This is a genomic window from Mesorhizobium sp. M1088 (assembly GCF_040318575.1).
Classification (GTDB): Bacteria; Pseudomonadota; Alphaproteobacteria; order Rhizobiales; family Rhizobiaceae; genus Mesorhizobium.
In genome coordinates, this window is the sequence record NZ_JAMYMO010000071.1 from 1 (window position 1) to 13,098 (window position 13,098).

Sequence of the window (13,098 nt, forward strand, 5' to 3'; positions counted from 1 at the left end):
AAGAGGTGTACGATCGAAGTATCGATGTCCTAATCATGCGCTTGCGCCGAAAGCTGGAGGCTGATGCGGCCAACCCTCGCCTGGTCAAAACATCCCGTGGCGCAGGGTACTTCTTCAACGCTGACGTAGATGTTAGCTACGGAGGCACGTTGGCCGCGTGACAGTGAGCTATGCTGGAGATTGGGGTGACGAGGCTGATCAAGCCTTCCAACAGTACCAGCCTGATCAATTACGGCGAGAGCTACCGGTCCGGAGATCGCATCAGCGCCTCTCTGCATATGCACGCGGCCGCCTGAATTGCCGATTTCGCTCAGCTGCTGCTGAATGGCGACGGCTTGCGGCGTATTCAGGGCCCTCTGCGTCTCCGCTGGCCACAACAGCGCTGGGGAATGTTCATTGTTGGGACGACTCACTCGGGTGGCAGGTGGTTGCCCTGGTCAAGCGCATCCGGCGAAGGGCGGATCTGCTGTTCGCTGGCAGCCAAGACTGGGGGCGGCGGCCCGAACTCCGGCGTCCCAGAGCTTGCGAAAGCCTCCGACACGCTTCTGTTGAGGTCATCCCGTCCAGCGGGCATCCCTGGGTTGCTGAAAAAAGACGAGGCGGCTTGATGACCCTGCCCTCGCTGAAGCACCTCGCGAAACCCCTGTTCCAGTCGCAGAAGCTCCTCTGGATCGGTTGGCGGCTCGTCAGCTCGACCATCGAACAGCGGCCGGAGCGCCTCGGACACGTGCTGCTCAAAGCCCGCTCGCCGGGCCTGGACCGCTTGCCCGTCTTCCAAGCCGGCGTCCTGCACCTGCGACAAAGCTGTTACACGGGATGGATTGCTATTTCGCGGGTCCACACTAGCCTCACATCAAACTGTATCGTCAAAGTCCTGCGCCAATTCACACAGCGGGTCATCGAGTTGAGATTCTGCGGAGAGCGCCTCCTCTGCTCCCATCAAGGGCGCCGGCTCCGGGAGGGCGCCTGTCTGGCTTTCAAAGATGCGTTTCAGAATGCGATCCGAGAAATAACGCACCTTCCTCAATTTTAATGGTGGCAGACCTTTGATGAGAACAATCTCGTAGTCGTCATCGAGCAGCCGAACCTGTTCGGGACGCAATAGCGGTGCACCTTGATGGGAATTCTGAATGGTCCAGTCGAACGTTCGCGCCTGGCTGTGGGAAATCGATTTGGCTTCAAACGTGTATTCACCGATGGCCTTGGAAATGTAGTTCGGAGTCTCGTCATCAGCCGTGGCCATGAACACTTGCAGTCCGGTATTGCTGAGAAAATTCTGCTTGCCAGCCTCTCCATAAGCTCCCGTCAGTGCCGAAAGGCTTTGGATGATGAGCATGAAACGCCCCTTGTAGCCCGCGATAGTCGTGATTGCGGTCTCGATCGCCTCCAGCTTACCCAAGTGCTTGAACTCGTCGAGCAGGAAGAGAACCTCGTGCTTTTCATCCCGGCGGGCCAGCGACCGCTGCAGAATTGAAACGATTTGCTGAAAAAACAAGCGTATCAAAGGCGCGATCACCTCAAGGTCGTTCGGACCAACGCAAAGATAGATGCACGTTCTGCGACGGCGAAGATCATAGACCGAAAAGTCCGAGCGACTTGTGGCCGCCTTTACAGCGGGATCCGCCCACAGGTTGAGCCCGCCATCGCCGAGCACGGAAGTGTAGGAGGTTAGGATTTTCGTATCGTTCCCCGCCATGTCGTCGAAGATGCGTTGTGCCTCTTTGTTCTGGGTCTCCATGGCGAGTCGCGCGAAGAGCTTAAACTTCTCCCCCGGCTGGGCGAAGAGGTCATAGACGGCGCCGATTGTTGGCGTGCCCCGCTCGATGCAGGCAAGGATTCCCGCGACAAAGATATCTCGCGCGCCGCTGACGAAACCTTCCGCGCCCTCCCCCTTGGCCGTAATCAGGTTTGCGGCCAAGCGGCGGGCTTCGGTGAATTGCTGCTGTGGAGGCAGCGCTATAAGATCCAACAGCGGATTGTAGCAGTTTGTGCGCCGCTCCGAATCCAGCGGCGCGAATTTAAACACGTCGTCACCTGCGGCTTTGCGCGCCCTCGAGGTGAGCTCAAAGAGCTCCCCCTTGACGTCCAGAGCTATCACCGAGCCTTTGAATGTAAGTAGCGTTGGAATGACTATGCCGACGCCCTTGCCAGCGCGGGTCGGTGCAACGATGAGGCTGTGAGGCTGCTCGCCATTTGTCAGGTAGTAGCCAGGCCAGAAAGGGCCACTTGTCTTCCCAAACACCGGCCCTGTCACGCCACGGTATCGTCGCAGATATCCCGTGCGTCGCATTTCATCCACTCGAGCCCAACGAGCCGTCCCGTGGTGTTCGAGCTTGCGGCGCAATACGATCTGCTGAATCAGCAAGACGACCGCGGACGTCGAGAGCACGATAGCCGCGCCCCGATAGAAAACGGGGGTTGCGAAACCCAAATAGAAGGGCGTCTCAAACCAAAAGGCACGGACATCAAACGCCATCAGAGCCTCGCCGCTGCCGCCGTGGCGGAAGGTTGCGTAAAGACTTGCCGCACAGAAGCCCACGGCGAGTGAGCACGCGATGCTAATGGCTATGTTGGGGGGCGTCGTTTTTGTTGAAAGCATTGTTCCATTGCCGGATTAGCCGTAGCTAATGCTGCGCGTGCTTCAGAGACCGAACCGGCGTCGCGCGATGTCGCCGCTCGACAGATCGATGCCGCAGTGGGTGGTGCGATGCTTGCAGCGCATCACCCGGCAGACGTGGGTTTTGAAAGTTACACTAAGCAGGTACGTCAACGGCCAGCGAATTGGAAACGGCAAGGCCGTAAACGGATTTCGGGAGAGAAAGCGTCACTGTACCATGGCCGAGACCTCAACGGCCGGAGCGATCTCTGCTTCTGGTGGCCTCCATTAGGTCCTCTCGGGCGTGATTGAAGGCGTGGTTTATGGACCGCCCGATTTGAGCACCCCGCTGCAGCTGTTCATAGGAGGTTTGCGGGCCTACTGTATCACGGACTGCAGCCTCAATACCTGCTATGTGGCCGTCCAGATTCGCACTCCGTTCCTCTGCTGCATGCTGCGGCGGCGGCATGTGCGGCAAGATGTCTTGCATGCCGGGAAAAACTGAGTGAGCTTGGGCCTGTTGATTTGCGTCTAACTGTTGATACATGTTGAGAATAGCATTGGATGCCATCATCCTGACATTGCCATCCGGATCAGAAGAAGCCAATCCAATGGCCTGATCAAGAATGCGAGATTTGTTTTCGTCAGTAAACTTACTGAAGTGTGGCGCAACGTAATAAGCTCCGAGAGCTTGCGACGGCGGATCCATGTTGCCAATGCGATTAACAATAGCATCTTGCAGCCCTGGCGTTAGGTAATCGCCTAGATTACTGGCCGCTCCGACTTTCTGCAATGCTATGTCATCCGTGCTGTACCCCAATTCGGCTGTTAATGTCGCGGCCAGATCGATGGCTGATCGTCCAAGCCGATTGGTCCGCCTTTCAAATCTCGCGAGGTCAGTTTCTGGCCCGGGTTGAGTGCCCCGAACGGCTGTTCGCTCGTGCGTCCCGAGGCCTTTGAAGCCCCCAAGATTTCGCGCTGTATCGCGCGGGTTAGCGGTTACCAGCCGTTCTGCAACATCGCTCAATGGCCCCTCTGGAACGTCACGGAGGCTACTGCTCCCCACGCCTTGAGATGATCTTGCAGCTGCACGTGCCCGTTTGTTATCGCGATCCATTGCTCGCCTCCAAAGTAGTTATTCTACCCAATGAGGTTACCACCGAAGCTTGACCTGCTAAACCGATATGATGTTACAGTTGTAGTATGGCAAAGGGTTCCCAGCTCTGTGGGTCTGCCAAGTGCCCGTCCAAGCCGAAGAAAATACGATGAAGCTGGCATCAAATGCGATGTGAACTGCCCCGGGCATTCCGGTGGCCGTTTCGTTTGAGTCACGCGGCTATGGCTGGTTCATCCAACATGGCGTAGTAGCGTTCCTCGGCTTCGGCCGGCGGGATGTTGCCGATGGGCTCCAGCAGCCAGCGATTGTTGAAGCAGTCGACCCATTCGAGCGTGGCGAACTCGACGGCCTCGAATGAGCGCCAGGGTCCGCGTCGATGGATCACCTCGGCCTTGAAAAGACCGATGATCGTTTCCGCGAGAGCATTATCGAAAGAGTCGCCGACACTGCCCACTGCGGGTTCGACGCCGGCCTCCGCCAAGCGCTCGGTGTATTGAATGCTGACGTGTTGGGCGGATTCAACCGGTCGTCGCAACACCAAGGGATTGGAGGTTGCAATGACGGTTCACCAACGCGCTTCAGATCGGTGCACTCGAAAGAAGCTAGATTCGCCCGGGCGTCCGCCTGCCTGGCAGCGTGAGAATCGCTTCCGGTTCTGGCAAGCTATTGCCTTGGGACATTCGAGCGAGGAGGCCGCACTGGATGCCGGTACATCAACGCCTCTTGGTCCGCGCTGGTTTCGGAGTGCAGGAGGGATGCCGCCAACGCATTTGGCGCCGTGGGCGAAGCCGCCTTCGGGGCGATATCTTTCTTTCGGGAGCGCGAGGATATTGCGCTTGAGCTTGCCAAGGGAATCGGCATCCGGGCCATTGCTCGTAAACTAGGTCGGCCGCCGAGCACAATCTCGCGGGAGGTCAGGCGCAATGCCGCGACGCGCAGCGGCAATCTGGATTACCGGCCAGTGCCGCCCAATGGCACGCCGATCGTGAGTCCCGGCGGCCTCCTGGCAAGCTGGCGGTCAATCCGGCTCTGCGTGAATATGTTGAGGAGCGCTTGGCCGGCAAAGTCACCAACCCCAATGGCGCCTCATTCGAGGGCCCCAAGGTGGGTATGGAAAAAACGACAGAGCCGGAGGTGGTCGGCAGCCTGGAGCCCCGAGCAGATCGCTAAATCGGCTTCAGATCGATTACCCAGAGGATCAAACCATGCGGATCAGCCACGAGACGATCTATCAGTCCTTGTACATTCAAGGACGCGGAGCATTGCGCCGAGGACTGACCGCATGTCTGCGTTCAGGCCGAGCGTTGCGCGTACCGCGCGAACGCGCGTACCGCGCGAACGGGCCCGAGTTCGCAACAAGTCCTTCATTGGAGACGCCCTTATAATAAGCGACCGTCCGGCCGAAATTGCCGATCGGGCTGTCCCCGGACATTGGGAAGGCGACCTCATCCTTGGCCTCGGAAGCTAGGCGATCGGTACGCTCGTGGAACGAAGTTCACGCTTCACAATGCGTGCTTCACCTGCCGCGCATGCATGGCTATCAGCAGAGCCTGCGCATCAAGAACGGTCCACCACTTGCAGGCCACGGCGCTGAAGCAGTCCGCAGAGCCATAGCCCGATCCATGGGCAAACTTCCCGAGCAGCTGCGTCAGTCGCTGACTTGGGACCATGGAGCGGAAATGGCGCAGCAGCCGACCTGCGCATCGACACCGGGCTCGAGATTTACTTCTGCGATCCCCAAGCCCGTGGCAGCGAGACTCCAACGAAAACACCAATGGCTTGCTGAGACAGTACTTTCCAAAGGGCACGGATCTCAGTCGGCACACAGCCCGGGAACTGGACGCAGTTGCCCATGCTATCAACACAAGACCGCGCAAAACGCTCGGCTGGAAAACACCTGCCGAACTCCTCGACCAGCTCCTTGGGGGACAGTATGATGCCGGTGTTGCGACGATCCGGTTGAATCCGCCTTGGCTGCCTCTATCGCTGTGATGGATGAGCCCGCCTCCCCGCGCGGGCCGCCGATCATGGAGAGCCTGTTCCAGGGCATCGAGAACGAAGGCTGCATGCGCCGTCCGGCTCACCCGCCAGCCGACGATCCGACGGGCATAGGTGTCGATGACAAAGGCGACATAGACGAAGCCCGTCCAGGTCGCGACGCAGGTGAAGTCGGAGACCCGCAGCATGTTCGGCGCCGGAGCATGGAACTGGCGGTTGACGTGGTCGAGAGGGCAAGGTGCGGCCTTGTCGCTCACCGTAGTGCGGATCGGCTTGCCGCGGACGATGCCTTCGAGGCCCATGGCCTTCATCAAGCGGGCAACCGTGCAGCGGGCGACCTCGAAGCCCTCGCGACGCAACCGCCGCCAGACCTTGCGAATGCCGTAGACGCGGAAGTTCGCCTCAAACCCGTCGGACCTCATCCTTCGAGGCTGTATCCCATCTTGCCCGAGCCGACAGCCGGCAGGGGTCGACGCGCTTGGCGACATGGTCGTGGTAGGTCGACGGGGCGATCGGCAGCACCTTGCAGATCGGCTCAACCCCATGCGCCTTGCGGTGATCGTCGATGAACGCGATCGTGGCCTGAACCGGCGGTCGAGCTTCGCCTGGGCAAAATACGCGGAAGCCTTGCTCTCGTTGGCCTGCGAAGCTCGCGGCTCTCGCGTTCCAGAGCCTTCAGTTTCGTCGCAGCATCCGTGGGAACTCCGGCGCGCACGCCGCCGTCACGCTCGGCTTTCTTGCAGCCGATCTTGGCGGCGATCGATGAAACCGCCGCCCACCGCGACGTATGCTCGCGTTCGTGATCCAGAACCAGCCGCACCGCGGGGGGTCCGGACCTCGGGAGAGAACTTGTTGGTCGCCTTGCTTGTCATGGTTCCACCTTCTCAGGAGTTGGAGCCTCCGATCAACCCGGGGCGGCACACAACAAGGGTCACGGATCAATCTGGGCGGGAACCCTAGAGAATCAGCCCTCAGAGCCTTTGGTAATAGACCGACCCCTCGCACCTGTTTGGGCTGGGTGTACAAGTCAGGTTTTCATCAGGTTGGACGAGTATGTCTGGCAGCCAGAGCGCGACCACTTCCGTGCCCGCCCGCTCGTCTGGCAGACACACAAAGGAGAAAGATATGCCGTCAGCTACAAGCAGCGCCATCGTTTCCTGCCGCAGATCATCGCCCATCCGGTCTGGCCCTCCTTCAGGTCCCCTTTAGCCTGTGTCTCGTCGAGGAAATGGCCCGGGAGCGGGATCGTGGTTTCGTATGAGACAATCCGCCGGTGCGGCAACAAATGCGGTCCGCATACGGAGCCATTACCTCGCGGCACTTGATATTGCAGTGCAGCAAAGGTAGAGGGCCGCCCCTTATCGGAGTGTCGTCCATGGTCCTTACCAATACTGGTAGCGAGGCAGAACCCGTCGAACAGTCGAGCCATCCGGCAATCGAACAGCAAAGCCCCAAGGTGCTGATGCTAGGCGCGCTCGGCGTTGTCTATGGCGATATTGGCACCAGCCCGATCTACGCGTTCCGTGAGGCGCTGGTGGCGTCGTCGGGCGGCAATGTCGCCGAGCGCGGCGATATCCTCGGCGTGCTGTCGCTGATCATCTGGTCGCTGACGATCATCGTCACCATCAAGTACATCATGTTCGTGCTGCGCGCCGATAACGGCGGCGAGGGCGGCGTGCTGTCGCTGATGGCGCTGGCGCGCGGCAGTTTCCCCAAGCGCTCGGCGCTGATGCTCGGCATCGGCATCGTCGGGGCATCGCTTTTCTTCGGTGATGCCGTCATCACACCGGCGATATCGGTGCTGTCGGCGGTTGAGGGCATGAATGTCGTCACGCCGACCTTCCAGCCCTATGTCGTGCCGCTGACACTGGTCATTCTTGCCATGGTGTTTGCGGTGCAGCGCTTCGGCACGGGCGGGGTAGGATTGGTGTTCGGCCCGGTGACGGCGGTGTGGTTCCTGGCAATTGGCCTTTCCGGGCTCAACCACATCATCGCCGATCCGGAAATCCTGTGGGCGGTGAGCCCGCACTACATCGTCGCCTTCCTGATCAATTCGCCCGACGTCGCTTTCGTGACCATCGGCGCCATCTTCCTCGCCGTCACCGGCGCCGAAGCACTCTATGCCGATCTCGGCCATTTCGGCCGCAAGCCGATCGTGCTGGCCTGGCTGGCGATCGTGTTTCCCTGCCTGCTGCTCAATTATGCCGGGCAAGGCGCCTTCGTGCTGGCCAAGAATGGCGTCGTCGGCCATCCATTCTTCGAGATGAACGAAGGCTGGACGCTGATCCCGATGGTCGTGCTGGCGACGGCCGCGACTGTCATCGCCAGCCAGGCGGTCATCTCCGGCGCCTTCTCGCTGACCCGGCAGGCGGTGCAGCTCAATATGCTGCCGCGCCTGGAAATCCTGCACACCTCGGAGAAGCAGTCGGGCCAGATCTACATGCCGCGCGTCAATCTGTTGCTGGCGCTGGCGGTGATGCTGCTGGTCGTCGGTTTCGGCGAATCGAGCAAGCTCGCCTCCGCCTATGGCATCTCGGTGACCGGCAACATGCTGGTGACGACGGTGCTGCTGTTCGTCGTCATGACCCGGATCTGGAAATGGCGGCTGTGGGTGGCGGTCGCCATGACGGCGCTGTTCGGCTTCATCGATGTCGGCTTTTTTGCCTCCAACATCGTCAAAGTGTTCGAGGGTGGCTGGGCTTCGCTGGCGGTGGCCTTCACCATTGTGCTGGCTATGTGGACCTGGGTGCGCGGCAGCCGCTATCTGTTCGACAAGACCCGCCGCAACGAAATCCCGCTCGATTTCCTCGCCGGCAATCTCCTGAAGAAAAAGCCGCAGCTGGTGTCCGGCACCGCGGTGTTCCTGACGAGCGATCCACTCAGCGCGCCAACCGCGCTGATGCACAGCCTGAAGCACTACAAGGTGCTGCACGAGCAGAACGTCATCCTTTCGGTGGTGACCGCGCCGCAACCGGTGGTGCCCGACAGCGACCGGGTCAAGATGGAGACGGTCAACGAGCTGTTCATGCGGGTGACGCTGACCTTCGGCTACATGGAGCAGCCGAACATCCCGCGCGCGCTGGCGATCTGCCGCAAGCAAGGCTGGAAGTTCGACATCATGACGACCTCGTTCTTCCTGTCACGGCGTTCGCTCAAGGCCTCGCCCAATTCCGGCATGCCGGTGTGGCAGGACCGGTTGTTCATCGGCCTGGCGCGTACGGCGGCCGACGCGACGGAGTACTTCCAGATCCCGACCGGACGCGTCGTCGAGATCGGAACGCAAGTGACGATTTAGGGCATGCCGCGGTTGAGAAGAATCGGTGCTGTCACATTGATTGAGCGGTAAGGAAATTCAGGTAGCAGCGCGCCCGGCACTGTAAGTTTCAGCGGCTTGATGCAGCGATAGCTGGCCGGGACGGCTGTCACGCTGTGGCGACACACGCGATTTTGTTCCAGATTTGCATGGGGCGTTACGCAGGTCTCGATGTTGAGCCGATGACAGCGCATTGCAGGGAAAGTGAGCAGGTCGGCAATCGGATCATGGATGGAAACGAACCGCTGAAGCTGGCGTGCCGACTTGAAGCGTTTCATGATCCTTTCGCGTCGTCGGGTCGGCTGGTGCGAATTTTCCGCTCGATTATTCAGGCCTGTGTGCGACCGGTGTTCGACGCCGGGCATGAGGTCGCGCATGGCGGCATCATAGGATCGGAGCTTGTCGGTGATCATGATCCGTGGTGTCCGCCCTTGAGCTTTCAGCAACTTGCGCATCAGACGCTTTGCCGCCTTGGCATTTCGGCGGCTTTGTACCAGCACTTCGAGGACGAAGCCGTCCTGATCGACGGCACGCCAGAGCCACTGCTTCTTGCCACTGATAGCCACGACACATTCGTCGAGATGCCATTTGTCGCCCAGGCAGCCGGCTGATATTGATCTCCTGGGCGGAATGCCGTCCGAATTTCTCCGCGCAGCTTCGAACGGTCTGATGCGTGACGATGATGCCGCGGGCCGCCAGCATGTCCTCAACCATGCGCAGGCTGAGCGGAAAGCGAAAGTAGAGCCATACCGCGTGCGCAATGATCTCGGCGGGAAAGCGGTGGCGACCATAGAGCGGATCACGAGCAACTTCTGACATGGCCCAATGTACGCACATCTTCATAAGCTGTCGGTTGACTTTACGATGCCGCGCCAAGCGAGCAGCATCCGGCCGGCGGGGCCGACCCCGTCTCCCGGCCGTGAGCAGAACGGCATCGCGCAGGTGCCGCTTCATCCTCGACGCGGCCAGCCTGCTTTGCCGTTACCGCCGCCGCCGAAAGCGCCAGGCGTTGCCGCCAGGCGCCGATCCGCCGGCAGCGGTTCGCCGATGATCCGATTGCCAACCAGTTCCACTTTCCCCCAATACCTGCGTAACGCCGCCATGCAAATCTGGAACAAAATCGCGTATGTCGCCGCAGCATGACAGCCGTCCCGACCAGCTATCGCTGCATCAAGACGCTGATATCTTTACAGTGCCCGCACGCCTCTCGCGCGCCAACGGCCAGTCGGGTGTCGCGAATGAGGCGCGCTGAAGCCATCCGGCTCAGCCGATCATGGCGCTTCGGTTGCCGGGTTCGAGGTCGTGGCCTCTGCCGCTGCGCGATTCTAGCATTTGCGCCTTGGAGAGCTCTGCTTCAGCCTCGGCGAGGCATGGCTCGGCTGCGGTTCTCTGCCGCAGAAGGTCCGATTGCGAATTCTTGACGTTGTCACGACGTAGGCGAGCGGCCTTGGCGAACGTCGGATAAGCGAAATGATTGACATCGGAGATGCCGGCCTTCGTTTCCTCGGCGTTTAACTGGAAGTCCAGTTCTCGCGCCATGCGTTCGAAATCGGCAATCATGATGTCTAGCTGGTGCAACTGTCGCCGCTTCTCATTCACCTGAAATTGCTTCAGTCGGACCAGATTACCTCGTGGCTTCATGACTCGGTACTCCGGTACCCATTTCGTCCAATCAAACCGCTCTCTCCCCTTAACGTTAGGCCTACAGCGACTCTCACGTTTTCTGCTGCGAGCGGAAACATATTTTCCAAAATCCTTGGCCGATGGCTATGAGTTCAATGGCATCGACAAGCATGCGAGCGGGGGACTTAAGGGGCGGTAAAAAAAGGCGGAATAGGGCGATTTTCACAATGTCTGCATATGAACGCGTTGAGACTGCGGCGGGCTTGACACACAAAGCAATCGTCAAGATTTGCGACATGGACGCCGGGGGCATGAATACGCCCGCCGTCAGCTACACGCCCCCCGATTTCCGCCGCCTATTATCGCCCACGCGGTCTGGCTTTATTTCCGGTTTCCGCTGAGCCTGCGCCTGGTTGAGGAAATGCTGCTGGAACGCGGCATCGTGGTTTCGTATGAGACAAGTCGCCGGTGGGGCATCAAGTTCGGGCTGGACTGCGCTCGCTGCTTGCGCCGCAAGCCGCCGTGCCGGAATGATGTCTGGTACCTGAACGAAGTGGTCGTCACCATCGCCCGGCAAAAAGCTTTGGTTGTGGCGCGCCGTCGACCAGGATGGATATGTGCTGGACGAAATCGTGCAAAACCGCCGCAACACCAAGGCCGCCAAGCGCTTGCTGACGCGGCTGTTGAAGAAGCAGGGGCTCGCGCCGAAGCGCATGATCACCGACTAGCTGCGCTCGTATGGAGCGGCAAAGCGACAGGTGATGCCGGACGTCAAGCACCGGTCGCACAAGGGGTTGAACAACGGAGCGGAGAATTCCCATGTGCCGCCGCGAAAACGGGAGCGGATGATGCAGGGGTCCGATCGCCGGGAGGCCTGCAACGCTTCGTCTCGACCTTGTCAGCCCTCCGCAACCTCTTCGTCCCGCCCCGCCCCAAACGTTCTGCTCTCGCCATACATGTTCATCGCCTCAGCGCGATGGCGCTGGTGATATCACGACGCGTTTGTACCGCTCGACCTACGCCACAGGTGCCGACGCTGTGACGAGCTTCGTCGGTCGCGTGTCGAGTGACGGCACCGGGGACAATTATCGTCGACCGCAGTCCATTGCCCAGACCAAGGCGCTTCTCGGCGTCGGCACGATGGCAAATCGCAGCGTCACGATCTCGGCCGCTGCCCCTTCTGGCGGCGTGGACGGTGATTTCTGGGTGCAGCCGTAATGGCCCTTTACGTCAAAGCCTCCGGGGTCTGGGGGGCGGCCAGCGCCGTATGGGTGAAAATCTCAAGCCTCTGGACCAAGGCTCGACAGGTCTATGTGCGCAGCTCGGGCGTCTGGGAGAAAATGTTCCCGATAGATCTGGTCTTCAATGGCACTCACGAAGACTCGACTGCCACGACCGTTTACACCCACACCAGCATTCCGCTTCTTGTCGCGCCACACGCTAATCGTCGTGTCATCGTGACAACTGAGACCACTGACACCGAAAGTGCAGTGACCGTCAACAGTATGACGATTGGGGGTGTGGCTGCCACCCTTCTCGCTCAGGTGGAAAGCATCTTCAATTCTGGTGTGGTCTATCTGTCAGTGTGGTCAGCCCTCGTGCCAACCGGTACGACGGCAACGATCGTGACCACGTATAGTGAGAGCGTGTTCCGTGACTACATGTCGGTCTATACGACCACCAATTGGGATGGTGTGGTGGGCACTGTTGCCTCTGACAACAATTCAACGGGTGGCCTGACAACGACCGTCAGCATTGGTGCCCTGGGCGCAGCGATCGCAATTGCGGGCAACGCCACCAAGGGGGCATCGGCACTGCGACATGGACCGGGCTGACCCAACAGTTCTCAAACACACCAGTCACGAATAGAAACCACAGCGGAGCAATGGCAATAGCTACCGCCGCCCAAGCTGCCCTCACCGTAACCTGTGCCTACAGCACTACTCCAGCACTTGCCGCACTGCTGGTGGTTCCGCGGTGCGCAACTCCTGACTGGCGACGGCGTCGGCGACATGCCTTACGGACTCGTATTGCCAGAGCTTGTAATCGTCGACAAACCAGCCAAGTCGGCTCTCGATCGCCGTAGCAAGCTCGTTATAGTCGAGGCTGTCGAGGCCGAGATCCCGCATTCTGGTTGTCATCGACACCTCTACTTTTTCGGCAACTAGAGCGTTGAGGGTTTTGAGAACCAGTTGTTCAATTTCAAGTAATGTCATCACTAATACATGCCTTTTGCTTGCAGATTCAGGTAATGCAACCCTGATCGGGGCGCAACCCCCAAAACGAGGTGTGCCGTTGAAACATGTTCTTGTCATTGACGATGATGCCGCAATGCGGCGCCTCATCGCCGATGCATGCCCTGAAGGTAACCGCAGTCCACGATAGCAAGCAGTTTGACTATGTTCTTTCACGTGAGCCAGTCGATCTCGTGGTTGTTGACCTTAACCTAGG

8 protein-coding genes, 8 pseudogenes and 1 other annotated feature are annotated in these 13,098 nt (G+C 59.6%); of the genes and pseudogenes, 8 read left to right on the forward strand and 8 right to left on the reverse strand.

Features of this window, described 5'->3' with window-relative positions; translation table 11 throughout:
• Positions 1–161: winged helix-turn-helix domain-containing protein (locus NKH49_RS33445; RefSeq protein ID WP_352757567.1), on the forward strand; the 161-nt coding region annotated here is incomplete at its 5' end.
• 692 nt (positions 162–853) lie between these two features.
• On the opposite strand, the gene virD4 is transcribed toward NKH49_RS33445, so the two are convergent.
• The 3 genes and pseudogenes from virD4 to NKH49_RS33460 all read right to left on the reverse strand — a co-directional run.
• Positions 854–2,599: a type IV secretion system ATPase VirD4 gene (gene virD4 / locus NKH49_RS33450; protein ID WP_352726340.1), complete on the reverse strand. Its 1,746-nt coding sequence runs from the start codon at positions 2,597–2,599 to the stop codon at positions 854–856.
• Positions 2,600–2,846: 247 nt separating this feature from the next.
• A complete protein-coding gene (locus tag NKH49_RS33455) occupies positions 2,847–3,623 on the reverse strand; it encodes a hypothetical protein (protein WP_245260339.1) in 777 nt (258 codons plus the stop codon).
• A 301-nt stretch (positions 3,624–3,924) separates the two neighbouring features.
• Positions 3,925–4,227, reverse strand: a pseudogene (locus NKH49_RS33460) (transposase domain-containing protein); the annotation flags it as partial.
• 43 nt (positions 4,228–4,270) lie between these two features.
• On the opposite strand from NKH49_RS33460, the pseudogene NKH49_RS33465 reads away from it, so the two are divergent.
• Positions 4,271–5,705, forward strand: a pseudogene (locus NKH49_RS33465) (IS30 family transposase).
• On the opposite strand, the pseudogene NKH49_RS33470 reads toward NKH49_RS33465, so the two are convergent.
• Positions 5,684–6,583, reverse strand: a pseudogene (locus NKH49_RS33470) (IS3 family transposase); the annotation flags it as partial. The pseudogenes NKH49_RS33465 and NKH49_RS33470 overlap by 22 nt on opposite strands.
• Positions 6,216–6,332, reverse strand: a sequence feature (AL1L pseudoknot). Its footprint overlaps the pseudogene before it by 117 nt.
• Before the next feature lie 285 nt (positions 6,584–6,868).
• On the opposite strand from NKH49_RS33470, the pseudogene NKH49_RS35070 reads away from it, so the two are divergent.
• Positions 6,869–7,003, forward strand: a pseudogene (locus NKH49_RS35070) (IS6 family transposase); the annotation flags it as partial.
• Positions 7,004–7,086: 83 nt separating this feature from the next.
• Entirely contained in the window at positions 7,087–9,006 is a 1,920-nt protein-coding gene (locus tag NKH49_RS33475; protein WP_352726342.1) for a potassium transporter Kup, read from the forward strand.
• A 127-nt stretch (positions 9,007–9,133) separates the two neighbouring features.
• On the opposite strand, the pseudogene NKH49_RS33480 reads toward NKH49_RS33475, so the two are convergent.
• The 3 genes and pseudogenes from NKH49_RS33480 to NKH49_RS33490 form a co-directional block, all read right to left on the reverse strand.
• A pseudogene (locus NKH49_RS33480) lies at positions 9,134–9,843 on the reverse strand (IS6 family transposase).
• 50 nt (positions 9,844–9,893) lie between these two features.
• Positions 9,894–10,057: pseudogene (locus NKH49_RS33485) on the reverse strand (DUF1403 family protein); the annotation flags it as partial.
• Between the two features lie 230 nt (positions 10,058–10,287).
• Positions 10,288–10,665 carry a hypothetical protein gene (locus NKH49_RS33490; RefSeq protein WP_023679574.1) on the reverse strand — a complete coding sequence of 126 codons (378 nt, stop codon included), beginning with the start codon at positions 10,663–10,665 and terminating at the stop codon, positions 10,288–10,290.
• A 293-nt stretch (positions 10,666–10,958) separates the two neighbouring features.
• On the opposite strand from NKH49_RS33490, the pseudogene NKH49_RS33495 reads away from it, so the two are divergent.
• From NKH49_RS33495 to NKH49_RS33505, 3 genes and pseudogenes are all read left to right on the forward strand, one after another.
• Positions 10,959–11,689 (forward strand): annotated as a pseudogene (locus NKH49_RS33495) (IS6 family transposase).
• Positions 11,686–11,865: a hypothetical protein gene (locus NKH49_RS33500; protein ID WP_031194388.1), complete on the forward strand. Its 180-nt coding sequence runs from the start codon at positions 11,686–11,688 to the stop codon at positions 11,863–11,865. The pseudogene NKH49_RS33495 and the gene NKH49_RS33500 overlap by 4 nt, the downstream one beginning before the upstream one ends.
• Positions 11,865–12,482, forward strand: coding sequence for a hypothetical protein (locus NKH49_RS33505; protein ID WP_023679572.1), 618 nt, complete (start codon positions 11,865–11,867; stop codon positions 12,480–12,482). The genes NKH49_RS33500 and NKH49_RS33505 overlap by 1 nt, the downstream gene beginning before the upstream one ends.
• 105 nt (positions 12,483–12,587) lie before the next feature.
• On the opposite strand, the gene NKH49_RS33510 is transcribed toward NKH49_RS33505, so the two are convergent.
• Positions 12,588–12,992, reverse strand: a complete 405-nt coding sequence (locus tag NKH49_RS33510) for a phosphopantetheine-binding protein (RefSeq protein WP_081730999.1) — start codon at positions 12,990–12,992, stop codon at positions 12,588–12,590.
• Here NKH49_RS33510 and NKH49_RS33515 point away from each other — a divergent pair.
• A pseudogene (locus tag NKH49_RS33515) lies at positions 12,943–13,098 on the forward strand (DNA-binding response regulator); the annotation flags it as partial. The gene NKH49_RS33510 and the pseudogene NKH49_RS33515 overlap by 50 nt on opposite strands.

Coding starts and splice junctions, on each gene's coding strand:
- virD4 (WP_352726340.1), bottom strand. CDS start 2,599: ATGCTTTCAACAAAAACGACGCCCCCCAACATAGCCATTAGCATCGCG.
- NKH49_RS33475 (WP_352726342.1), top strand. CDS start 7,087: ATGGTCCTTACCAATACTGGTAGCGAGGCAGAACCCGTCGAACAGTCG.
- NKH49_RS33490 (WP_023679574.1), bottom strand. CDS start 10,665: ATGAAGCCACGAGGTAATCTGGTCCGACTGAAGCAATTTCAGGTGAAT.
- NKH49_RS33505 (WP_023679572.1), top strand. CDS start 11,865: ATGGCCCTTTACGTCAAAGCCTCCGGGGTCTGGGGGGCGGCCAGCGCC.
- NKH49_RS33510 (WP_081730999.1), bottom strand. CDS start 12,992: ATGAGGCGCCGCATTGCGGCATCATCGTCAATGACAAGAACATGTTTC.